The sequence below is a fragment of the Alcaligenes sp. HNGD-HTN06 genome (assembly GCF_049932565.1).
GTDB lineage: Bacteria > Pseudomonadota > Gammaproteobacteria > Burkholderiales > Burkholderiaceae_B > Alcaligenes > Alcaligenes ammonioxydans.
This window is the reverse complement of the sequence record NZ_CP187782.1, coordinates 241,891-262,932: the sequence shown is the minus strand read 5'-3', so window position 1 is coordinate 262,932 and position 21,042 is coordinate 241,891. Positions and strand designations below refer to the sequence as shown.

The window sequence follows — 21,042 nt, the reverse complement described above, 5'->3', positions numbered from 1 at the left end:
TAAAGAGAACACAGCACCGTAACGGGAAACGGTGCTCTTGTGTCACCGCGCACTAAGCAACCGTGGCCGTTGCCCGCGACGTGATCGCCTGGGCCAGATAATCAGCCAGATACTGTGCCGCCTGCTCCCAGGAGACCTCCACACCCTGCGACGCGATATCCGTGGTCTGCAGCCCTTCATAGCCACAGGGATTGATACCGCCAAACGGCTTGAGATCCATCCCTATATTCAAGGCAAGGCCATGGTAAGAACGGCCATTACGGATTTTGACGCCCAGCGCGGAGATCTTGGCCAGCTCGGTCTTGCATCGCGCTTGCGGCACGTACACCCCAGGCGCACCCGGTTTACAGCAGGCACCCTCGACCCCAAAATGGCTCAGACAGGCCATTACCGCCTCTTCCAGGAGACGCACATATTCTTTGACGTACAGCCCTGCCCGGCGAAGGTCAAACAGACAATACACCATCAGCTGACCCGGGCCGTGGTAGGTAATCTGTCCGCCCCGGTCGGTTTGCACCACGGGTATACCACCCGCATTGAGCAAATGCTCCGGCTTGCCGGCCTGCCCCTGGGTGTAAACGGGGGTGTGCTCCACAAGCCAGATTTCATCCGGCGTGTCCGGCCCGCGCAATTCGGTAAAAGCGCGCATCGCCTGCCAGATGGGCTCATAGGCGCTAGGCCGCTCAAACCATTTAATACGAACAGAGTCGGACATGAACGCCGGGTCCCTGATTACATCACCACGCGCACAAGATGATGCGCGTGCAGGGCACGATAGAGATTATCCAACTGCTCACGCGAGACGGCCCGCACGGTAAAAGTCAGGCCAGTGTAATTGCCCGCCTTGCTGGGCCGCACTTCAATGGTGGCGGCGTCAAAGTCGGGGTCGTGCTCCAGAACAATTGCCAGCAATTCGTCTTGCAGGGTGTCGTGGGTCTGGCCCATGACTTTGATAGGAAAGTCACTGGGATATTCAATTAATGATTCTTCGGGTGAAATTGTCATGCTTGCTCCGCAGCCTTGATGGCCTTGTCATAGCCTTCGCGCAATTTGGCAAAGACAGGGCCGGGTAGCCCGTCACCGACGGGCTGACCATTAAATACAACGATGGGCAGCACCTCTTTGGTCGCTGACGTCATCAAAATTTCGTCGGCAGTGTCGACCTCTGCGCGTAAGATCTGCCGTGCCTGGAAAGCAATGCCTGCCTGAGCGGCAAGCTCCTCCATCAAACTGTAGCGCACCCCTTCCAGGATCAGGTTGTTGCGCATGGGGGCCAGCAAGGTGCCATCGCGCACGATCCAGATATTGCAGGAAGCCCCCTCTGTCAGAAAACCATCTCTGAACTGAATGACCTCGTCCACACCCGCCTGGACAGCTTGCTGCTTAGCCAACACATTACCCAGCAACGAAGTAGATTTTATATCGCAACGCAACCAGCGCTCATCGTCAATGGCCACAGCCTTCAAACCCGTCTCGCGCTCTTGCTGCACACGCTTGAAAGGCGAGACCATGATGAAAATACTGGGTGACACATGGTCCGGAAAGGCATGATCACGCTTGGCAACGCCACGGGTCACTTGAATGTAGACCATGCAGTCAGCGCCCCGGCCCGAGCGGGCCAGCATATCCAGCACCAGCTTTTCCCATTCACGGCGGCTAAAGGGATTGTGAATCCCCACTTTCGCCAGGCTGCGCTCCAGACGCCCCAGATGCCCATCAATACGAAAGGGTTTGCCATGGTAAGCAGGCACGACATCGTAGATACCGTCGCCAAAGATGAAACCTCGATCCAGTACCGAAATCTTGGCCTCACCCAAGCGCACGAAATCGCCATTCAGGTAAACAATGCTATCGGGGTCAATGCCTGCAATCATAGGGTTTAGTCTCGCACCAAAGGGTTACTCAAACATCAAGCGCACTTTGTCGGCCATACGTCCGAAAAAACCTGCCTCGGGCACATCTTCCAGCACCAGCAAAGGCTGCTCAGCCAATACCTTGCCATCCAGGGACAAAGTCAGTGTACCGACCTTGTCTCCCTTGCTCAACGGGGCCAGCAAGGGCTGGGTGTAGTTGGCAACCGGTTTGATTTCCGAGGACTTGCCACGAGGAACCGTCAGCCACAAGGGCTGGGCTGTACCCAAACCTACGTTCTCGACTTCGCCTTCCCACACGCGGGCGGTGACCGCCGGGTTATTGGCGTCGTACAGCTTGACCGTTTCAAAGTTCTGGAAGCTCCAGTTCAACAGCTTCAGACTATTTTCTGTACGAGCTGCATCGTTGGCCGTCCCCACGACCACCGAGACGACACGGCGGCCATCACGCAGGGCCGTAGACACCAGGCAGTAACCCGCTGACTGGGTATGGCCGGTTTTTAGTCCATCCACCGTATTGTCCAGCCAAAGCAGACGGTTGCGGTTGGGCTGCTTGATGTTGTTGTAGGTGTATTCTTTTTGGCTGTAGTAATGCAGGTACTGGGGAAAGCGGGCGACCAGCGCTGCGGACAACACACCCAGATCGCGCACCGATGTCAGGTGCTCGGGATCAGGCAAGCCGGTGGAGTTCTTGAAATGTGTCGCGGTCAAACCCAGTTTGGCCGCCTCTTCGTTCATCAGGGCGGCAAAGGCGCCTTCGCTACCCGCAACGGCTTCGGCCAACGCCACCGAGGCATCGTTACCCGACTGCACGATCACACCTTGCAGCAGATCGTTCACCGACACTTGCGAATTGACTTTGACAAACATGCGCGAGCCTTCGGTACGCCAGGCCTTGTCAGAGATCACGACGTTCTGGTCCAGCTTCAGGCGGCCTGTCTCCAAGGCATCAAAGACCAGATAGGCTGTCATCAGCTTGGTCAGGGAAGCGGGCTCCACCTGTTCATTGAGTCCTTCTGCCGCGATGATCTGTCCACTATTGACGTCCATGGACAACCAGGCACGCGCTGTCAGACTGGGTGCAGGCACCACGGACAAGTCACCCGGCAAGGCAGGCGTCTGGGCGCCGAGCACTTGCATGGATTCGGCTGGAGCCGGTGTTTGCGTCTGTGCCTGTGCCACCATAGGCAGTGCCAAGGCAAGGGCCACCACACAACGAGAAAGGACTGGAGATGCAAATTTTTGAATAGAAGTCATGGAAAAAATCGATTGCTTTGACAGTGGCGGAAAGAGCCCATTATGGCAGAGCCATATGGGCCTGTGAGGGGCAGGACCCCTGAGTCTGAGCAGGAAAACGCAACGATTTGAAAGCAAAATCCGTCTTAGGTTCCAAACGCAGCCAAATGTCGGCTAATCAGTTCGCGCAACTGAATCAGCTTGCCATGAAAAAAATGCCCAGCCTCAGGTAGCACGACCATGGGCAACTGGTGCTCGCGCGCAAAGTCCATGCCCTCGGACAAGGGAACAACATCGTCGGTTTCCCCGTGCACCAACAGGGTATCGGCAGGAGGACTGACTTCCCGGAAACGAAAGCGATTGACGGCCGTGCCCGTCAAGATGAATACAGGAGGCAAGGGTGCCTGGGCATCTTTCAGGCTGGCATAGACCTGGGCGGCGACGGCGGTGCCAAACGAAAAACCAGCCAGCATGAATGGGCCTGAGTTCCACTGTGGGAAATGAGCCGGAAACTGCTCGATCAAGGCCAACATGTCGGCCGTCTCTCCACGGCTGCTATCAAACTCCCCGGCGGACTTGCCCACACCACGAAAATCAGGGCGTACCGCCAGCAAGCCATGCTGAGTAGCACTGCGCGACAGGGTAGTCACGACTTTGTTATTGCGGGCTCCCCCATGCAAGGGGTGAGGATGCAGCAGCAAGGCCCAACCCTTGGGCTCGCCGGCTGGCCAATCCAGAGCACAGTCAATCACCCCGGCCTGGCCGGAAAACTGGATGGTATCTACGCGTTCAGACATGCTCAGATCAAATATCACATAAGATTACGTTTAACTCATCCAGTGTACCGGATTGTCATGAATACCTCTTCTGCATTCACCTTACCCAGCCCTCGCGACATGGTGGCGGAGCTGCGCACGCGCCTGCCTCATTTTCCTCAGATCCGCTGGGTAGACTCGACCGAATCGACAAACGCGGATCTGCTCGCCCTGGCTCGCCAAGAGGCAGGCCCGCGAGTACGTCCCTGGTTATTGGGCGCGCATCTGCAAAGCCGTGGCCGCGGGCGGGCGGGACGCACCTGGGAAAACAGCGTAGGCGCCAACCTGATGTTTTCCTGTGCCTTCGACATTTTTTTACCCGCACGCCAACTGCCCACACTCTCGCCGTTGTCCGGCCTGGCCACGACCGAGGCACTTCGCCAGTTTCTGGAGCCTGCGCTGCGCAATCGACTGGCCATGAAATGGCCCAATGATGTGCTGTGGGATCAAGCCAAACTATCCGGCATCCTGGTCGAGGCCACCCGAGCTAGCGCCGCCCCCAGCTCCAACGACCATCATGTGGTGATTATCGGCATTGGATTGAATCTGCGTGAAGCCGCCACCCTTAGCCTGAACACCCAGCGAGCTGTTGCCGACTGGACCAGCATTGCCGAACAGTCGCGCCAGGCTTCGCTGACGCGTTGCTCGGATATCGTTGCCAAGGTTGCCCAGAGTCTGTATCTGAGCCTGAATCATGTCACGGCCCATGGCTTTGCTGATTTGCCCGCTCGTTATGCACAGGTCGATGCCCTTATTGGGCAACAAGTCCATATCATCGACAATGGCCACATCCTGCATACCGGCATCGTGACGGGCATCAACACCTCCGGGCAACTGCTGTTGCGCCACCCCGATGGCTCGGAACGTGCGGTTACCGTAGGCGAAGTTTCCGTTCGCGCCCAACGTTGATCGCTATACTGGCATTCTTTTAGCTCTGACGACCCGGTATGACCCTGCTTATCGATTCTGGCAATACCCGCATCAAACTGGGGTGGTGTCATCCTTTAACCGGCGTGCGCGAGGACCAGGCGGTAAGCCTGCATGTGGACCAGCTGGATCAGTTGGCAAGCTGGCTGGAAGCCGCTCACGCTCCGCTGCAGACGTTTGCCAACCAAAAAGGCGTGCAGGCACTCGGCGTGAATGTGGCAGGCCCCCAGGTTCAGGCGCAGATTGATGCCGCGGTACGCCGTCTGGGTCTGGGCCCCGTGCGCTGGCTACAGGCCCAGGAACAGGTTTTTGGCCTGCACAACGATTATGAGCAAGCCAGTCAATTAGGTGCAGACCGCTGGGCCGCTTTGCTGGGCCTGAGCGACTTGCTGGCCCAGGAACACCCTGACGAGCAGGGCGCTTTACTGATCAGCTTTGGGACTGCCACAACCATCGATCTTCTAGGCCCCGCGCAAAACGGAATACGCCATTTTCTGGGCGGCTCCATTCTGCCGGGCCCCAGCCTGATGCTGGCCTCCCTCAAGCAAAATACGGCACAGTTGCCGCAGGCACACGGGCAAACCGCCGCTTTTCCACGCAACACACAGTCGGCAATCAGCACGGGCGTTGCAGCCGCGCAAGCTGGTGCGGTGTTGCGCCAATGGGAAAAGGGACGCCAGCATCTGGGGCACAGCCCTCTGATCTTTCTGGCCGGAGGCGGCCGGGCATTGGCACAGCAGGAATTGTCCGAACAGCTCCATCACCACTGCCGCTTGATAGCGATCGCACCGCCGACCCTCTATGAGCTGGATACCCCTGCCTTGCGCGGGCTGGCCCTTTTTGCCTGCCGAAATTGAACGGCTTGAAAGGCCGCGACGGGATGGCCCAGGTTCACCCGCGTGACCCCTGGATACGTTTGGCATTAAAACGGATGAACTTAAACTGCCCTGCCCTTACAATGCCGGGCTGAACTGTATTTTTTTTCCGGGCATCGACGATGCGACTGCTTTTCATACTGATCCTGGTGGCGAACGTCGCCCTGCTGGCCTTTGGACAAGGCTTTTTTGGCACGCCCCCCAGTGAGCAAGGCCGCGAGCCTCGTCAGTTCTCGCAGCGCAATCAAGATGCCATTCAACTTGGAACCCCGGCCCATCCGGCGCCCGCTTCCCCTTGATCCTCGATTGCCGACACTATGAAACCTATACGCAAAGCTGTTTTCCCCGTCGCCGGTCTAGGCACACGTTTTCTGCCTGCCACCAAGGCCATGCCCAAGGAAATGTTGCCAATCGTCGACAAACCCCTCATTCAGTATGCGGTCGAGGAAGCCATTGCCGCCGGGGTCACCGAATTGATCTTCATCACCGGCCGCAATAAGCGGGCCATTGAAGATCACTTTGACAGCATCCCAGAGCTGGAACAGGAACTGGCCGGCAAAAACAAGCTGGAACTGCTGGATGCGGTCCAAAATATTATTCCCAGCCATGTCAGCTGTATATATACCCGCCAGCCGCGCGCGCTGGGTCTGGGACATGCGGTTCTGTGCGCCGCACCCATTGTGGGCAACGAACCCTTCCTGGTTCTGCTGGCGGACGACCTGATCGACGCCAATACCCCGGTATCACGACAACTGGTTGAAGCGGCCCATCAATACAATGGCAGTATTGTTGCCACTCAAAATGTAAATAAAAATGAAACAAATAAATATGGAATAGTTTCCGGCGACTTAATCGATTCCAAAGCCACCCGACTTAATGGAATCGTTGAAAAACCAGCACCGGAAGTGGCTCCTTCTACGCAAGCCGTTGTGGGCCGTTATGTATTGGAACCGGAAATCTTTGACCACCTGCGACGCACTCAAGCAGGGGTGGGCGGAGAGATTCAATTAACGGACGGAATTGCCAGCCTTTTGAAAAGTCGTGCGGTATATGCCTATGAATATGAAGGCACACGTTACGACTGTGGTAGCAAATCAGGATTCTTTCATGCTACGCTTGAATTTGGTCGTAAATACCACGGACTTTAACGAGGGGCGCAGAGGGGTCCGCACGCATAACAAGCTTGGTTGTAATTGTTGTTCAAACACTGCCTGAAAAACCACGCAAAGGGCGATTTAGCTTGACTTACAGGCTAAATACCCCCTACGATTGGCAGTGCAGGATTTCAAGTTCGTCGAAGTTTGTTCAATACGGTATTGTTTCTAATACTCATTGCCCTGATTTTTACATCTTGACAATCTTTTTTGAGCAGATTGCTCGTCATTTTTAGGGAATGCAGGAAATGCAAACAGAAACCGGTATCGTGAAATGGTTCAATAACGAAAAAGGCTACGGCTTTATCTCCCCCGACAACGGTGGCAAAGATCTTTTCGTTCACCATTCCGACATCTTGGGCACAGGCTTTAAATCCTTGGAAGAAAACCAGCGCGTTTCGTACGTGTCGGCCGAAGGCCAAAAGGGCCCACAAGCTAAGAGCATCCAAAAACTGTAAATCGATCTCGATCAGTTTTTAGAACTCAAAAAAGCCCGCGTCATGCGGGCTTTTTTTATTCAACTTGATCCAGATCAGGTCAAGCTGTCTACAAATCGCCACAAACTCCAGCGCCAGTCAAAACCGAATACTTATTAGCTAATAAGCAAGCCGGTATTTAATCGCGAATCTGAGCCAGTCCCGAAAGTACGCGTTGCACTGCGCCCTCATGCATCTGAACCCAATGTAAGCCTGCATCTGCCATTTTGTGATGGCGCGCGGGATCATCCACCAGCTCTACCGCCTGCTGCAAAGCCAGGGCGGGGGTACTGGCCCGAATGGCGGCACCCGCCTGCATGGCATCTTGCATGGCCTGGGCAAAATTATGCGTATGAGGCCCCACAATGACAGGCACCCCCACTGCGCAGGCTTCAATAAAGTTTTGACCACCCAAAGGTTGAAAACTGCCCGCGACAATCGCCACCCGGGCCATGCCGTAGTACCAGTGCATTTCGCCCAGCGTATCGCCCAGCAGCACGTCGACCTCGCGACACGCCTCAACCGCACTGGTGCTGGTATCGCCCTGTTTCAACAGTTCACTGCGACGCACTGCGCGCAGCCCCCGTTGATTCAAGTAGTCGGCAGCCTCGTCAAAGCGTTCAGGATGTCGCGGCACCACGACAAACAGAACGGGACTGTGCAACTCGCTGCCCTGTTTACGCTCACGACGCAAATAATGCGCGATCGCATCAATAAAATCCATATGCTCGGTCTCGCGCGTACTGGCAATGACCACCACGCGGCGGCCCAGGTCACTGGCAAAACCTCGACCACGCGCAATTTTCTCCTGCGGCAATACGACGTCAAACTTCAGGTTTCCCGATACCCGGACCCCTTGGGCCCCAGCCAGCTCCAGACGCTGGGCATCAGCCAGGCTCTGCGCGTAAATCAGCTGAAAAGATCGATATGCCTCGCGCATGACTGAGCCAGCTTTCAGGCTGGTGCGCAGGGCGCTTTCTGAAAAGCGAGCACTGGCCAGCATCATGGGTACGCCCTGCCGACGCGCAGCGGCCAGCAGATTGGGCCACACCTCGCGTTCGATCAGCACACCGGCACACGGCCGGTAGTGGGCAAAGAAGCGCCGTACCGAGCCGGGGAAGTCATAAGGCAACCATTGCTGCACCAACTGCCCGCTGGCAATTTCAGCCGCAAACGCGTTTGCTCCTTCTTCGCGGCCCGTCACGGTCATGTGTGTCAGCAGGACCGTTTCACCCTGATCGAGCAAGGCCCGGATCAAGGGCTGCGCAGCCCGTGTTTCACCCAGGCTGACCGCATGCACCCACACAGGCGCTTTTTCAAGGGTGGGCGCAGAACCGTAAAAACCAAAACGGGGGCCTGACAACACTTGCCATTGCCCACCGGCGCGACGAGCACGCAGACCCATCCAGGCCATCAAGGCTGGAGCCAGAATGCGTATGGAGGCGGTATAAAAGAATCGGTTCACCCGTTTTGGCCTCGTTATGAAATCAGCAACCACCCGACCCGGCTTGGGGTGCTACCGAAAAACTACAGAAAACGGTGCGAGGCAGAAAAACCTGCCCTCAAACAGGGCCGCAGACCCTTTGGCACCGCGTATTGTAAGCACAAAGCCGGCTCTCAAAAAACGAATTGGCCATCCAGGTCAAACTAGTTTTTTTGCGTATCCAGCAAAGCGCCCTGGGGCGCGGTCGTACGTCCCAACGCCTGATCGATGGCACAGAGTACCGTTTCCGCGGAGGGAGGATGACCTCGCTCTCCCAGACTGGCGGTATAAGCCGAACCTTCCAAAGGCGTGCGCACAGGTGTGGAGGCTTTATAGATACCGATCGTGGGGCGTCCCAAACCGGCCGACAAATGCGTCAGGCCACTGTCCAGCCCCACCATGATTTGCGCCCCGGCCAATTGCAAGGCGACCGGCGTCAGCTCCATACGTGGCATGACCTGGGCCTGGCTGCGGCCAGCGATCAGCGTTTGGGCACGTTCGGACTCGGCAGGGCTGCCAGCCAGCAGGCGCAAAGCCATCCCCTCCTCCTGGAGGCGATCGAACACCTGTTGCCAGTTCTCGGGGTCCCACAGCTTATCGTCGCGACTGGCCGAGGGCATGATGATGGCATAGGGATCACCGTCCTTGGGGGCCTGCGCCGCCAGAGCCTGCAAACCGAAATCCGGCGCTCCGTCAAACTGGTAGCCAAAGGCGGAGGCTGCCAATGTTCGCTGACGAAGCACGGCAGGCTGCCAGAAGGCGACTCGATGGCGCACATCATAGAAAAGCGAGGCAAGCGGTTCCCGGGCCGACTTCCAATCCAAGCCATGTCGGCGCCCCTTGGTCTGCCTGACCAGCCAAATGGATTTCATCAGGGCCTGCATATCGAGGACAACATCGTACTGGCGCGATTGCAGTTGCTCACGCAAGGCAGCGCGCTCCTGACGCGTCTGGGCAGACCACCATTGCTTGCGCCATCGCCGATGCGCCACGGGAATGACGTCGTTTACCGCCGGATGCCAGCCCGGAATCTGGGCAAAGCTCTCTTCTACAAGCCAGTCAATTTGTGCACCGGGCACATGGCGTGCAATGTCCGAGATTGCTGGCAACATATGAACCAGATCTCCCAATGAGGACGTACGCACAATCAATATCTTGCAAGTCATGGGCGAATTATAGTGGTGGCCGCGTCCAATCCATCAAAGATGCATAAAAATATCCATCTGCTCTTGTTCTGTGCCGCAACCGCCATCAGGCATAATAGAACTGCCTATTTTCAGGACCGGAAACATGATTGATCTCAAACAGATCGAAGCCTTTGTATGGGTTGCCGAACTTGGCGGTTTCCGGGCGGCTGCCGAAAAGCTCAACACGACCCAACCATCTATTTCTCAGCGCATCGCCGGACTGGAATCCAGTCTGGAACTGCGCTTGTTTGATCGGGGCGCCCGGGGCATCAAACTGACAGACAAAGGCCAGGAGCTACTGTCACATGCACAGCGCATGCTGGATCTGCGCACCGAAATGCTGCGCGCTGCCAAAGAACAAAATGCCATCCGCGGGCTGCTACGACTAGGGGTGGCTGAAACCATTGTGCAGACCTGGCTACATGAGCTTATCGACAAGCTGCACCAGGAGTACCCGGCCCTGGTCATCGAGATCCACGTCGACACCACGAGCGTGCTGCGCCAGCAACTGGCCAGTTTCCAGATTGATATGGCCATGATTGTGGGCGTTGGCCAAGACCCTAAAGAACAATGCATCCGCTTATGTGCGTATCAGTTGGGCTGGGTCGCCAGCCCGACCCTGAAGCTGCACGGCCGCAAAATCAGCGTTTCCGAGCTAGGGGTTTACCCTGTAATCACCTATCCGTCCGGGAGCGTTCCGTACCTGGCCACACGCGAAGCATTGCTGCGTGCCGGCGTCAAATCACCCCGTATTTTTGGCAGTGCATCCCTGAGCACCATCGTGCAAATGACACGTCATGCCATGGGCCCCAGCGTGCTGGCCCCAGCGGTCATAAAAGACGAGCTTTCCGAGGGAAAACTGCGACTTTTGAAGGTCGATCAGTCTCTTCCGGACATCGAATTTTTTGCCTGCTGGATGGACTCGCCCGACAGTCATATTGCTCGCGTCGTCGCCAATCACGCACAAGAAATCGCCCAACAATACGTGCAGACCGATAAGTAATCGTTATGGCCTAGGATTCAAACATACGATTGGACACAAATTATCTGATCGGTTGCAATCCGAGGCTGTGATCAACCCCCTTTGTGCGAGTGGTCATCATGAACCTGCAAACCCTGCCTGTGCTAGCGCCCGAGGCCCAGAAGTGGCGCGAGCTGATCCGTCAACAAATCCATACTGGTCCCACTGCAGGACTGGCCGCAGGCTATGTGCAGGCCAACCTGATGATTCTTCCCAAAGAGTGGGCCGACGAGTTTTTGCTGTTTTGTCAGCGCAACCCCAAGCCCTGCCCGTTGTTGGCCGTGACCGAACCCGGTCAATTTCAGGTCCCGACCCTGGGTGGCACGATTGATCTGCGCACGGACTTCCCCCGTTACCGCATCTGGCAAAATGGCGAGCTCGGAGCCGAGCCACTGAGCATTACCGATGTCTGGCGCGAGGATCTGGTGTCCTTTCTGATCGGCTGCTCCTTTTCGTTTGAAGAGGCCCTGCTGGCCGACGGAATTGATGTGCGCCACATCAGTGCGGGGGTGAACGTGCCCATGTATCGCAGCTCCATCCAGACTCAAGGTACGACGCGCCTGTCCGGCCCGCTGGTAGTATCGATGCGGCCCATGCGTGCTGCCGATGCCATCCGCGCCATTCAGATCACCTCGCGCTTTCCATCGGTACACGGCGCTCCGGTACATATTGGCGATCCGTCCCTGATCGGAATCGGCGACCTGCAAAAGCCCGACTATGGTGATGCTGTGCCAGTCGGTCCTGACGAATTACCCGTTTTCTGGGCCTGCGGCGTTACTCCCCAAGCCGTCGCCGCCCAGGCCAAGCCGCAGTTTTGCATCACGCATGCCCCTGGCCATATGTTGATTACCGACTTGCCCAACACACGGCTGGCCGCGCTTTAAAAATTGGACCGGCACTGTCCGGTCACCCCTCTGGTTTCAATATGCAGCCCCCTGCCCAAAAGGGGGGCGCACTCTATCAACCATACAGCTGGACCGCTATTAGGAGCACCTTATGAAAAAAATCGTACTGACCTCCCTGGCTTTAGGCTCGCTGGCCCTGGGCTCTGCCGCCATGGCCCAGGAACTGCCCAAGACCTCCCTGAAAGTAGTCGGTGGCTTGAGCAATCTGACCGCCTACCAGAATACCGAGCAGCCCTTCTGGACCAAAAAGGTGCCTGAGCTGTCCGGTGGCCAGATCACTGCCGATATCAAAGGTTTCAACGACATGGGCCTGAAAGGTCCTGAAATCATGCGCCTGATCAGCCAGGGCGTGATTCCTTTCGGTACGGCCACCCTGGCTTACTTCGCCAGCGACAACTCGATTAACGAAGCCATCGACCTGGCCGGTCTGGCACCCGATATCGAAGTGGCCAAAAAACTGACCGACGCGTTCACGCCTGCCTACGAAGATTTCTATGCCAAGAGCAACGTCAAGGTACTGGGCTTCTCGACCTACCCTGCCCAGGTCCTGTTTTGCAATGGCAACTTCAATGGCCTGAGCGACCTGAAAGGCAAGAAAGTGCGCACCAGCAGCCGCACCCAGGCTGAATTTGTCCAGGCTCTGGGTGGCAACAGCGTCACCATCCCATTTGGTGAAGTCGTTCCTGCCCTGCAAAACGGCGTGGTTGACTGCGCGATTACCGGCTCCATGTCCGGCTACTCGGCCAAATGGTACGAAGTCAGCTCCAAGCTGTATGAAATGCCAATCAACTGGAACCAGCAGATTCACGCAGCCAACCTGGGAACCTGGAACAAGCTGGACCCCAAAGTCCAGGAGTTCCTGGCCAGCAACATCAAGGCCATGACGCAAGACATCTGGGCTGCCGCTGCCAAGGAAACCCAGGAAGGTTATGACTGCAATACCGGCTCCGATGCGTGTACCCAGCCCGTCAAAGGCAAGATGACGCTGGTCAAGCCAACCGACGCCGACCGCGAACTGCTGAAGAAAGTCATGAGCGAAACCGTGGTGCCCAAATGGGCCGAGCGTAGCTCCGCTGACACCGTGGCTGCCTTCAACGCCAGCCTGAGCCCGATCCTGGGCTTTGAAGCCAAGAAGTAATCTGTACGTACCGCCTGCCACCCATCCTGCGGTGGCAGGCCGCCTGTCCTTCAGGCCCCTCCCTCCTAGACCCTGTACGGGGTAGACACCATGGAAAATACCGAAAAATTCGCCATGCTGAACCGCTTGCTGTCCGGTGCCACGACCCTGTCGCGCATCGCCATCTGGTTCGCAGGCAGCCTGACATTGATCAGCGCCCTCTATATCACCGCGGACGTTCTGTTTCGCAAATTCAGTGGCAGCTCTCTGGGCGGCTCGGATGAGCTATCTGGCTACGCCTTTGCCATCAGCATTTCCTGGGCACTATCTTTTGCCACCCTGCAACGGGCCAATATCCGTATCGACGCCATCTACCAGCACCTGCCGGTCCGTCTGGCCGCCTTGCTGGACTGGATTGCTCTGGTGGCCCTGTCTGTTTTCATTGTCTACCTGACCTTGTACGCCACTGACGTGGCCGGCCTGTCCTGGACCAACCAGTCCACTGCCAACACCGCCATGGGCACTCCCTTGTGGATTCCGCAGTTCCTGTGGGTGGGCGGTCTGATCTGGCTGTGTGTCGTTTTGGCCCTGATGCTGCTGCGCTCGAGCCTGGCCCTGATTACGGGTGACCTGGCCGGTATCCGGTCCCTGTGCGGCATCCGCAGTACCCAGGAAGAAGCGTCCGAAGAAGCCGAGGCTGGCAAACGCATGGTGCAAGGAGACGCCAAATGATTACCACCGCACTGACTCTCTTGCTCGTTCTGATCGGATTGAGCATTCCCGTGGGCGCTGCCCTGGGTGTTTTGGGCCTGATTCTGGACCCGCTGTATTCCATGTTGCCGCTCACTGGCGCCCTGGGTGAGATTTCCTGGGGCACCAGCAACGAATTCCTGCTGGTGGCCATTCCCCTGTTCATCATGCTGGGCGAGATCCTGCTGCGCTCCGGTATGGCCGAACGCATGTACAACGCCATGAGCCTGTGGCTGTCCTGGCTGCCAGGCGGCCTGATGCACGCCAATATCGGGGCCAGCGCCCTGTTTGCCGCCACTTCCGGTTCCAGCGTGGCCACTGCCGCCACCGTGGGCACCGTGGCCCTGCCGCAGATCAAGAAACAAGGCTATAACGAGCCCCTGTTCCTGGGCAGCCTGGCCGCAGGCGGTACCTTGGGCATTCTGATTCCGCCTTCGATCAACCTGGTGATCTACGGCGTGCTGACCAATACCTCCGTGCCCAAGCTGTATCTGGCCGGCATCATCCCCGGTTTGGGCATGGCCCTGCTGTTCATGCTGGCAATCGCTGCCGCGTGCATGGTCAAGCCTAAATGGGGCGGCACCAAGATCAAGGCTAGCTGGGGTCAGCGTTTTGCCAGCCTGGTGCATCTGGTTCCACCCCTGGGTATTTTCTTGCTGGTCGTGGGCTCGATTTACGCCGGTGTTGCCACCCCGACCGAGGCTGCTGCCCTGGGTGTGGTCGGCGCCTTGATTCTGGCTGCCTTCTCGGGCCGCATGAGCTGGACCATGATCAAGGAAGTGCTGGAAGGCACCATGAAAGCCACGGCCATGATCATGCTGATCGTGATCGGCTCGGCTTTCCTGAACTTTGTCATGTCCGCCACGGGCCTGACCAACGCGCTGACTGACGCCATCACCGGGCTGGGTGTCTCGCCCATGGTGATGCTGATGATCATCGTGGTGTTCTACCTGGTGCTGGGCTGCTTCATGGAAACCCTGTCCATGATGATCACGACTATCCCTATCGTGGCTCCCATCATGATCGCTCTGGGCTTTGACCCGGTTTGGCTGGGTATTGCCATCATCATTCTGGTGGAAGTGGCGCTCATCACCCCTCCTGTTGGTCTGAACCTGTTTGTGGTCCAGAGCCTGCGCAAGAGCGGCAGCATGAACGACGTGATGCTGGGCAGCCTGCCTTTTGTGATCATGTTGCTGGCCATGGTGGGCCTGCTGGCTATCTTCCCGGATCTGGCTTTGTGGCTGCCACGCCTGTTCGGTTAATCCCAATCTGTCTTTAAGTTAACGAGTACTGCTATGCGTTTGACCTTTGAACTGGCCCAGGCCACCCACACTGAAATCATCGAGGCTGATCTGCAGCACTGCATCGTGGCCGGTTGGGCGGGCCGTGATCTGGCCGCCATCGAGCACCACATTGAAGAGCTGGCCGAACTGGGCGTACCACGCCCCAGCTCGGTACCGCTGTACTACCGCATCGCGGCCAACCAGATGATTCAGGATGCCGACATCCAGGTCGTGGGCTCGGGGTCGTCGGGCGAGACTGAGGTATTTGTCTTCACTCATCAAGGCCGCCTGCTGGTGAGCCTGGCGTCCGATCACACCGATCGTGTTCTGGAAGCGCATAGCGTTGCCCTGTCCAAACAGATCTGCGCCAAACCCATTGCCCGCGAAGCCTGGTTGTTCAGCGACGTGGCAGAGTACTGGGACGAGCTGATCATCCGCGCCTACATTCAGGAAGACGGCAAGGAAGTCCTGTACCAGGACGGTCCCTTGTCCACACTGAAAAATCCGCTGGAGCTGATCGAGGGCTACTTCCAGTCCACCACCATGCCGGAAGGCTACGGCATGACCTGCGGCACCGTCGGCGCGATCGGAGGCATCCGTCCCGCTGCCCAGTTCACCATGGAACTGTATGACCCCCGCCGCGAACGCAGCATCCGCCACACCTATGTGGCTGAAGTCCTGCCCGAAGTAGCCTAAACTGGCCCAGCCCGCCCCACCCATTTATTTAGCGAGTGATCCATGCTAGCGACTATTACCGAACTGCAACGTGCTCTTGATCGTGGCGAAACCACCTCGGTCGAACTGACTCGGCAAGCCCTGGAACGTATCCAGGACGACAGCCGTGACGGCGCTGCCACGTTCATCGAAGTATTTGCCGAACAGGCTCTGGCAGCGGCCAAGGCTTCCGACATCTTGCGTGCGGCCGGTCTGAGCCGCTCGCTGGTCGAGGGTCTGCCCATGTCGGTCAAGAACCTGCATGACATCGCCGGCTACATAACGTTGGGTGGGTCGACAGTGCTTAAAGATGCTGAGCCTGCCGAGCAGCACGCCACCATTGTGGAACGCCTGCTGCGCGCCGGCGCCATTTTGATCGGCTCGACCAATATGACCGAATTTGCCTTCTCCGGTCTGGGCATCAACCCTCACTACGGCACTCCGCGCTCCGTTTGGGATCGTGACAATGCCCGTATCCCCGGGGGCTCGTCCTCCGGCGCCGGGGTCGCGGTCGCCCAGGGCATGTCGGTCTTTTCCATTGGTACCGATACCGGCGGCTCGATTCGTATCCCTTCGGCCTTTAACGGCCTGACCGGTTTTAAACCCACTGCCGAGCGTGTCCCCAGCGAAGGCACCATGCCCTTGTCCCGCAGCCTGGACTCCAACGGCCCCTTGGCGGTTTCTGTTGAGTGCTGCGCCATTGTTGATGCCATCCTGACCGACCAACCTTATGTACCTGTGGCGACTCCTGCCCTGGAAACCGTGCGCCTGGCCGTACCCAAGACCTTTGTCTTTGATGGCATTGATCAGACGGTACGCGCCGCCTTTGACCGCGCCATCGCCTTGCTGCGTGAGCACGGCGCAGTCGTTGAGGAAATTGACCTGCCCGAGTTTGAGCAGTTGCCCCACATCAACCGCAAAGGCGGCTTTGTCTGCGCGGAAGCCTGGTCCGTTCACCGTGACACCCTGCAAAGCAAGGGCGAACAATATGATCCACGTGTGGCCTCGCGCATCCTGCGCGGCAAGGACATCGACTGCGCTGACTACATCGAACTGCAGGATACCCGCCAAGCCTGGATCAGCGCGGTCGAGAGCCGTCTGGAGCGCTATGATGCCGTGCTGATGCCGACCGTACCCGTCGTCGCCCCGCGCATTGCCGATCTGCAGGCCTCGGACGAGGTGTACTTCGCCACCAACGGCCTGGTTTTGCGCAATCCCACACTGATCAACTTCCTGGACGGCTGCGCCCTGTCCCTGCCCTGCCACGCTGCCGGTGAGGCCCCGGTCGGCCTGATGGTGGCCGCTCCTGCCTACCATGACGAACACTTGCTGGCAGTAGGTGCAGCGATCGAACGGGTATTGCCCTTGCGCGGACGCTAATCCGCTAAGATGAAGTTCGTTTCAGGACGGCCACCCGGCCGTCCTTGTGCTTTGCGTCAGGAGCCTGTCATGAGCACAACCCAGTCTTCCTCCTTGCCCCGGACCAGTCTGACACCGACAGCCTTTCCCTTGGCGGGGGTGCTCATCCTGATTCTGTCGTCCTGGGCGCTGTCGGGACTGGATGCCAGTGGCAAATGGATCATGGGCTTTGGCGTGCCCTTGCTGGTGATGTGCTGGTTTCGCTACGTGGTCCATCTGGCCCTGGTGTTGGCGCTGGTGCTGCCCGTCAAAGGACACAAGATTTTGCGCAGCACCCGGCCCAAAGCGCAAATACTGCGTGGCACCGTGATGATGCTGTCCACCTTTTCATTTTTCACGGCACTGAGCTATCTGCCTCAGGCTGAGGCCACGTCCATTAATTTCCTGGCACCCTTGCTGGTGCTGTCGGTCGCTCCCTGGATTCTGAAAGAACCACCTCGTCTGAGCCGCTGGATAGCAGCCGGAGTCGGGTTCCTGGGGGTGCTCATCATCATCCGACCAACGGCCGGCCTGGACCCGCTTGGGGTGATGTTTGGTTTGATCACCGCCTGCATGTTCGCCACACAATTTATCGCGACCCGTCGCGTGGCGGTGGACAACTCACTGACCACACTGATCTGGAGCGGTGCCGTTGGCAGCATCTGCCTGACCATTGCCCTGCCTTTTCTTTTACCCGCAGCGCTGCCCGCCCTGAAAGAGCTGACCATTTTCCAATGGTTGATTCTGATTTCTACCGGCCTGTGGGGCTGCCTGGGACACTTGCTGCAAATTCAGGCTTATCAGCGAGCGTCGGCCTCGCTGCTGGCCCCCTTTGTCTACCTGCAAATCGTGGCGGCCGCCGCGCTGGGCTGGTTGATCTGGGGTCAGTTCCCCGACATGTTTACCTGGATCGGAATTGGCGTGGTCTGTGCCAGCGGTATTGTGATTGGAACGCTGGAGTGGCGGCGCCAGAAGCAATCCGGCGCCTGACTCGTTGGCGCGAACTTAGCGCGATTGCCAGCCCTGCACAAAGACGGCGACGGGCTGGCGTTTGGAACCGGCTTTTTGCAGCTCCAGCAAACGTAACACCCCTTCACCGCAAGCCACATCAATACCTTGGGCACTGACGTTCAGAATCTGACCCGGTTCCGCGCAATGCGTCTGTTCTACCACCTGAGCGCGCCACACCTTCACAGGCTGCTCCAAACCGGGCAAGGACAGAGTGGAGCCGGGCACTGGGTCAAACGCACGAATACGGCGCTCCAGTTCCTTGGCTGGCCGGCTTAAATCCAGCACCGATTCCGCCTTGGACAATTTCTCGGCATAGGTCACACCTGCCTCTGGCTGAGGAACGGCCTGCAAGGTGCCATCACGCAAGTGCTGCAAGGCGTCCAGCAAGGCCTGCGCCCCCAGTTGAGCGAGATCGTCATGCAAGGTGGCAGCACTGTGGTCATCGCGAATGGGCAGCTCGCTGCGCACCAGCATATCGCCGGTATCCAAGCCTTCATCCATCTGCATGATGGTGATGCCCGTTGCCGCATCGCCTGCCTGAATGGCCCGCTGAATAGGGGCCGCGCCACGCCAGCGGGGCAGCAGACTGGCGTGAATATTGAAGCAGCCATAACGTGGCAGCTCCAAGGTCCACTTGGGCAAAATCAAACCATAAGCGGCCACCACCATCAAATCGGGCTGCACGTCCAACAATGTCTGGCGGGCCTGGGCGGCCTCCTCGGGGTACTTGCCATCCAGGCGCAGACTATGCGGCTGCAGGACCGGGATAGCAGCCTTCAGGGCGGCCTGCTTGACCGGGCTGGGGCTCAGTTTCATACCCCGACCCGCCGGGCGATCCGGCTGCGTCATGACCAAGGAAACCTCAACACCCTGGGCTAGCAGCGCTTCCAAGGCCACACGAGCGAAATCTGGGGTACCGGCAAAAACAATACGCATGGCAACTATTGCCCTGCCTTCAGGGCTTCACGCTGCTGCTTGCGCAAACGGCTGCGAATACGTTCACGTTTGAGCACGGACAGATACTCCACAAACACCTTGCCATCCAGGTGATCCAGCTCGTGCTGCACACACACCGCCAGCAGGCCGTCGGCTTCTTTCTCGTACCACTGTCCGTTCTCGTCCTGGGCCTTGAAACGGATACTGGCCGCACGCTCGACCTTGTCATAAGTATCGGGCACGGACAGGCAACCCTCTTCGTACACCTTCAGCTCTTCACTTTTCCAGGTGATTTCCGGGTTGATCAGCACCAGCAATTCATTGCCGCTTTCGGACACATCAATTACCACCACCCGCTCGTGGACATCCACCTGGGTCGCAGCCAGGCCTACACCGGGCGCGTCATACATGGTCTCGGCCATATCCTTGACCAGTTTGCGAATGCGGTCATCGACCTCCTGCACAGGTTTGGCCACCGTGTGCAGTCGGGGGTCAGGAAATTTAAGGATGGGAAGCAAAGCCATTGTCATGTCCGAAGAAAAAGCGATAAGTCGATATAATAAAACAAGTTTCAGAGCGGCATCCGATTGCCCCGGCACACCACGACGCCCTGGTCACCAAACGACATCCACCCTGGATAAAAATATCGGGGTTACACCGAACACGGTTTCGTTTCGTGCCACACTGCCTTATGCCTCATTATTTTAGCTCGGATGAAATTTCGGAAGAATTGCATGCCTGGTTGCGCCTGTCGCTAGAGCCTGGGCTTGCACCCGCCCAGGCCCGGCAATTGCTGGCGGCCTACGGGCTGCCACCGCACATCTACCAAAGCTCGGTGCAAACCCTGTCGCGGCATATCCCTGGCGAACTGGCGGTACAACTCAGCCAGGAGCCGGTGAAAGAGCTGCAGGCACTCATAGACCAAACGGTGCAATGGCTCAAACAGCCTGGCCACCATATCGTGACCTTGGCTGACGCCAGCTACCCGGCTGCCTTGCTGGATCTGCACGACGCTCCCCTGCTGCTTTACGCAAATGGCGATCTAGGTATCTTGCAGCGTAAAGGGCTGGCTATTGTGGGAGCGCGCAACGCCACCCAATCCGGACAGGAAACCGCGACCGATTTTGCCCATACCCTGGCGACCAAGGGGTGGTGCATTATCAGTGGTCTGGCCAGCGGCATCGATCAGGCCGCCCATAAGGGAGCTTTGCAAGCCGGCTCTCAGGGTGCCGGCACCCTTGCGGTCATGGGTACCGGTCTGGATCTGGTCTACCCGGCCGCCCATCGCGACCTGGCTCATCAAATCAGCGCTCAGGGGCTGTTGCTGAGCGAATTCCCTCTGGGAACACGGGCCCTGCCCCACCACTTTCCGCGTCGAAATCGCATTGTGGCTGCGCTGTCCAAGGGCGTACTGGTGGTGGAGGCCGCCAAACAAAGCGGTTCGCTGATTACCGCCCGTTTGGCCGGGGAGCTGGGGCGAGAAGTCTTTGCCATTCCCGGCTCCATTCACTCCCCTTTGGCTCGAGGCTGCCACGCTCTGATTCGTCAAGGTGCCAAGCTGGTTGAAAGCGCCCAAGATATTCTGGACGAGCTGGGCAATGCCCAAGGCGACGTCTGCCGGGACACGCCTGCCCGGCCCGGACCCACGCCACATGCCCATGACAGCTTGCCCGAGGAACTACGTCCCATCCTGGAGCGCATCGACTTTGCCCCCTTGACTCCGGAGCAACTGATGCGTCGTACCGGCCTGCTGGCTACCGAACTGCCCGCCTTCCTGGCCGAGCTGGAGCTGGCAGGCTGTATCGAGGCCCTGCCCGACGGCCGCTTTCAACGCTTGAAGCCTTAAGAACCATAGGGCAGTTCCTAGGGCGCCAGCCCCGGCC

23 protein-coding genes are annotated in these 21,042 nt (G+C 58.1%); 14 read left to right on the top strand and 9 right to left on the bottom strand.

Features of this window, described 5'->3' with window-relative positions; translation table 11 throughout:
* Window positions 1–52: 52 nt before the first annotated feature.
* The 5 genes from lipB to ACOZ42_RS01160 all read right to left on the bottom strand — a co-directional run bounded on the left by lipB (window position 53) and on the right by ACOZ42_RS01160 (window position 3,904).
* A complete protein-coding gene (lipB, locus tag ACOZ42_RS01180; protein ID WP_003804782.1) occupies window positions 53–715 on the bottom strand; it encodes a lipoyl(octanoyl) transferase LipB in 663 nt (220 codons plus the stop codon).
* Between the two features lie 17 nt (window positions 716–732).
* Window positions 733–1,005, bottom strand: coding sequence for a DUF493 family protein (locus ACOZ42_RS01175; protein WP_003804783.1), 273 nt, complete (start codon window positions 1,003–1,005; stop codon window positions 733–735).
* Window positions 1,002–1,874: a D-amino acid aminotransferase gene (locus tag ACOZ42_RS01170; RefSeq protein WP_240209209.1), complete on the bottom strand. Its 873-nt coding sequence runs from the start codon at window positions 1,872–1,874 to the stop codon at window positions 1,002–1,004. The genes ACOZ42_RS01175 and ACOZ42_RS01170 overlap by 4 nt, the downstream gene beginning before the upstream one ends.
* A 24-nt stretch (window positions 1,875–1,898) precedes the next feature.
* Window positions 1,899–3,128 carry a D-alanyl-D-alanine carboxypeptidase family protein gene (locus ACOZ42_RS01165; RefSeq protein WP_426345439.1) on the bottom strand — a complete coding sequence of 410 codons (1,230 nt, stop codon included), beginning with the start codon at window positions 3,126–3,128 and terminating at the stop codon, window positions 1,899–1,901.
* A gap of 125 nt (window positions 3,129–3,253) precedes the next feature.
* Window positions 3,254–3,904 carry an alpha/beta hydrolase gene (locus tag ACOZ42_RS01160; RefSeq protein WP_039944040.1) on the bottom strand — a complete coding sequence of 217 codons (651 nt, stop codon included), beginning with the start codon at window positions 3,902–3,904 and terminating at the stop codon, window positions 3,254–3,256.
* 57 nt (window positions 3,905–3,961) lie between these two features.
* Here ACOZ42_RS01160 and ACOZ42_RS01155 point away from each other — a divergent pair, with 57 nt between their 5' ends.
* The 5 genes from ACOZ42_RS01155 to ACOZ42_RS01135 all read left to right on the top strand — a co-directional run bounded on the left by ACOZ42_RS01155 (window position 3,962) and on the right by ACOZ42_RS01135 (window position 7,336).
* Window positions 3,962–4,831: a biotin--[acetyl-CoA-carboxylase] ligase gene (locus ACOZ42_RS01155; RefSeq protein ID WP_240209208.1), complete on the top strand. Its 870-nt coding sequence runs from the start codon at window positions 3,962–3,964 to the stop codon at window positions 4,829–4,831.
* A 38-nt stretch (window positions 4,832–4,869) separates the two neighbouring features.
* Window positions 4,870–5,706, top strand: a complete 837-nt coding sequence (locus ACOZ42_RS01150; RefSeq protein WP_426345438.1) for a type III pantothenate kinase — start codon at window positions 4,870–4,872, stop codon at window positions 5,704–5,706.
* Between the two features lie 140 nt (window positions 5,707–5,846).
* On the top strand, window positions 5,847–6,023 hold the full coding sequence (locus ACOZ42_RS01145) for a hypothetical protein (protein ID WP_003804797.1): 177 nt from the start codon (window positions 5,847–5,849) through the stop codon (window positions 6,021–6,023).
* A gap of 18 nt (window positions 6,024–6,041) precedes the next feature.
* Entirely contained in the window at window positions 6,042–6,872 is an 831-nt protein-coding gene (gene galU, locus ACOZ42_RS01140; RefSeq protein WP_003804800.1) for a UTP--glucose-1-phosphate uridylyltransferase GalU, read from the top strand.
* 254 nt (window positions 6,873–7,126) lie between these two features.
* Window positions 7,127–7,336, top strand: a complete 210-nt coding sequence (locus ACOZ42_RS01135) for a cold-shock protein (RefSeq protein WP_026483779.1) — start codon at window positions 7,127–7,129, stop codon at window positions 7,334–7,336.
* Between the two features lie 157 nt (window positions 7,337–7,493).
* Here ACOZ42_RS01135 and ACOZ42_RS01130 read toward each other — a convergent pair whose 3' ends face one another.
* Complete coding sequence (locus ACOZ42_RS01130) at window positions 7,494–8,819, bottom strand: 3-deoxy-D-manno-octulosonic acid transferase (RefSeq protein ID WP_059318349.1); 1,326 nt, start codon at window positions 8,817–8,819, stop codon at window positions 7,494–7,496.
* A gap of 182 nt (window positions 8,820–9,001) precedes the next feature.
* The gene (gene waaC / locus ACOZ42_RS01125; RefSeq protein WP_426345437.1) at window positions 9,002–10,003 is read right to left on the bottom strand and encodes a lipopolysaccharide heptosyltransferase I; all 1,002 of its coding nucleotides are present in this window, start codon (window positions 10,001–10,003) and stop codon (window positions 9,002–9,004) included.
* A 124-nt stretch (window positions 10,004–10,127) separates the two neighbouring features.
* On the opposite strand from waaC, the gene ACOZ42_RS01120 reads away from it, so the two are divergent.
* The 8 genes from ACOZ42_RS01120 to ACOZ42_RS01085 all read left to right on the top strand — a co-directional run bounded on the left by ACOZ42_RS01120 (window position 10,128) and on the right by ACOZ42_RS01085 (window position 18,202).
* Complete coding sequence (locus ACOZ42_RS01120) at window positions 10,128–11,027, top strand: LysR family transcriptional regulator (protein ID WP_059318350.1); 900 nt, start codon at window positions 10,128–10,130, stop codon at window positions 11,025–11,027.
* Window positions 11,028–11,125: 98 nt separating this feature from the next.
* Window positions 11,126–11,929, top strand: coding sequence for a putative hydro-lyase (locus tag ACOZ42_RS01115; RefSeq protein WP_003804811.1), 804 nt, complete (start codon window positions 11,126–11,128; stop codon window positions 11,927–11,929).
* Window positions 11,930–12,041: 112 nt separating this feature from the next.
* Complete coding sequence (locus tag ACOZ42_RS01110) at window positions 12,042–13,088, top strand: TRAP transporter substrate-binding protein (protein WP_003804813.1); 1,047 nt, start codon at window positions 12,042–12,044, stop codon at window positions 13,086–13,088.
* Between the two features lie 90 nt (window positions 13,089–13,178).
* A complete protein-coding gene (locus tag ACOZ42_RS01105) occupies window positions 13,179–13,799 on the top strand; it encodes a TRAP transporter small permease subunit (RefSeq protein ID WP_003804814.1) in 621 nt (206 codons plus the stop codon).
* Window positions 13,796–15,079 (top strand): TRAP transporter large permease, encoded by a 1,284-nt coding sequence (locus tag ACOZ42_RS01100; protein ID WP_003804816.1) that lies wholly within the window; start codon window positions 13,796–13,798, stop codon window positions 15,077–15,079. Before ACOZ42_RS01105 ends, ACOZ42_RS01100 begins: the two co-directional genes overlap by 4 nt.
* Before the next feature lie 33 nt (window positions 15,080–15,112).
* Entirely contained in the window at window positions 15,113–15,796 is a 684-nt protein-coding gene (locus tag ACOZ42_RS01095; RefSeq protein ID WP_219235452.1) for a DUF2848 domain-containing protein, read from the top strand.
* A 42-nt stretch (window positions 15,797–15,838) separates the two neighbouring features.
* Window positions 15,839–17,194, top strand: a complete 1,356-nt coding sequence (locus ACOZ42_RS01090; RefSeq protein ID WP_003804820.1) for an amidase — start codon at window positions 15,839–15,841, stop codon at window positions 17,192–17,194.
* A 69-nt stretch (window positions 17,195–17,263) separates the two neighbouring features.
* Complete coding sequence (locus tag ACOZ42_RS01085; protein WP_003804822.1) at window positions 17,264–18,202, top strand: DMT family transporter; 939 nt, start codon at window positions 17,264–17,266, stop codon at window positions 18,200–18,202.
* 15 nt (window positions 18,203–18,217) lie between these two features.
* On the opposite strand, the gene fmt is transcribed toward ACOZ42_RS01085, so the two are convergent.
* Together fmt and def are read right to left on the bottom strand one after the other, a co-directional pair.
* Window positions 18,218–19,159: a methionyl-tRNA formyltransferase gene (gene fmt, locus ACOZ42_RS01080; protein ID WP_219235450.1), complete on the bottom strand. Its 942-nt coding sequence runs from the start codon at window positions 19,157–19,159 to the stop codon at window positions 18,218–18,220.
* A gap of 5 nt (window positions 19,160–19,164) precedes the next feature.
* A complete protein-coding gene (def, locus tag ACOZ42_RS01075; protein ID WP_003804827.1) occupies window positions 19,165–19,683 on the bottom strand; it encodes a peptide deformylase in 519 nt (172 codons plus the stop codon).
* A gap of 167 nt (window positions 19,684–19,850) precedes the next feature.
* Between def and dprA the strand changes: the two genes are divergently transcribed.
* Window positions 19,851–21,005, top strand: coding sequence for a DNA-processing protein DprA (gene dprA, locus ACOZ42_RS01070; RefSeq protein ID WP_426345436.1), 1,155 nt, complete (start codon window positions 19,851–19,853; stop codon window positions 21,003–21,005).
* Window positions 21,006–21,042 lie beyond the last annotated feature (37 nt).

Excerpts from the sequence above, each read along its gene's own strand:
- ACOZ42_RS01135 (WP_026483779.1), top strand. The coding sequence starts at position 7,127 with ATGCAAACAGAAACCGGTATCGTGAAATGGTTCAATAACGAAAAAGGC.
- ACOZ42_RS01155 (WP_240209208.1), top strand. The coding sequence starts at position 3,962 with ATGAATACCTCTTCTGCATTCACCTTACCCAGCCCTCGCGACATGGTG.
- ACOZ42_RS01175 (WP_003804783.1), bottom strand. The coding sequence starts at position 1,005 with ATGACAATTTCACCCGAAGAATCATTAATTGAATATCCCAGTGACTTT.
- waaC (WP_426345437.1), bottom strand. The coding sequence starts at position 10,003 with ATGACTTGCAAGATATTGATTGTGCGTACGTCCTCATTGGGAGATCTG.
- def (WP_003804827.1), bottom strand. The coding sequence starts at position 19,683 with ATGGCTTTGCTTCCCATCCTTAAATTTCCTGACCCCCGACTGCACACG.
- ACOZ42_RS01110 (WP_003804813.1), top strand. The coding sequence starts at position 12,042 with ATGAAAAAAATCGTACTGACCTCCCTGGCTTTAGGCTCGCTGGCCCTG.
- ACOZ42_RS01085 (WP_003804822.1), top strand. The coding sequence starts at position 17,264 with ATGAGCACAACCCAGTCTTCCTCCTTGCCCCGGACCAGTCTGACACCG.
- dprA (WP_426345436.1), top strand. The coding sequence starts at position 19,851 with ATGCCTCATTATTTTAGCTCGGATGAAATTTCGGAAGAATTGCATGCC.
- ACOZ42_RS01160 (WP_039944040.1), bottom strand. The coding sequence starts at position 3,904 with ATGTCTGAACGCGTAGATACCATCCAGTTTTCCGGCCAGGCCGGGGTG.
- ACOZ42_RS01095 (WP_219235452.1), top strand. The coding sequence starts at position 15,113 with ATGCGTTTGACCTTTGAACTGGCCCAGGCCACCCACACTGAAATCATC.
- ACOZ42_RS01115 (WP_003804811.1), top strand. The coding sequence starts at position 11,126 with ATGAACCTGCAAACCCTGCCTGTGCTAGCGCCCGAGGCCCAGAAGTGG.
- ACOZ42_RS01170 (WP_240209209.1), bottom strand. The coding sequence starts at position 1,874 with ATGATTGCAGGCATTGACCCCGATAGCATTGTTTACCTGAATGGCGAT.
- ACOZ42_RS01090 (WP_003804820.1), top strand. The coding sequence starts at position 15,839 with ATGCTAGCGACTATTACCGAACTGCAACGTGCTCTTGATCGTGGCGAA.
- ACOZ42_RS01100 (WP_003804816.1), top strand. The coding sequence starts at position 13,796 with ATGATTACCACCGCACTGACTCTCTTGCTCGTTCTGATCGGATTGAGC.
- ACOZ42_RS01145 (WP_003804797.1), top strand. The coding sequence starts at position 5,847 with ATGCGACTGCTTTTCATACTGATCCTGGTGGCGAACGTCGCCCTGCTG.
- lipB (WP_003804782.1), bottom strand. The coding sequence starts at position 715 with ATGTCCGACTCTGTTCGTATTAAATGGTTTGAGCGGCCTAGCGCCTAT.
- ACOZ42_RS01165 (WP_426345439.1), bottom strand. The coding sequence starts at position 3,128 with ATGACTTCTATTCAAAAATTTGCATCTCCAGTCCTTTCTCGTTGTGTG.
- fmt (WP_219235450.1), bottom strand. The coding sequence starts at position 19,159 with ATGCGTATTGTTTTTGCCGGTACCCCAGATTTCGCTCGTGTGGCCTTG.
- galU (WP_003804800.1), top strand. The coding sequence starts at position 6,042 with ATGAAACCTATACGCAAAGCTGTTTTCCCCGTCGCCGGTCTAGGCACA.
- ACOZ42_RS01105 (WP_003804814.1), top strand. The coding sequence starts at position 13,179 with ATGGAAAATACCGAAAAATTCGCCATGCTGAACCGCTTGCTGTCCGGT.
- ACOZ42_RS01120 (WP_059318350.1), top strand. The coding sequence starts at position 10,128 with ATGATTGATCTCAAACAGATCGAAGCCTTTGTATGGGTTGCCGAACTT.
- ACOZ42_RS01150 (WP_426345438.1), top strand. The coding sequence starts at position 4,870 with ATGACCCTGCTTATCGATTCTGGCAATACCCGCATCAAACTGGGGTGG.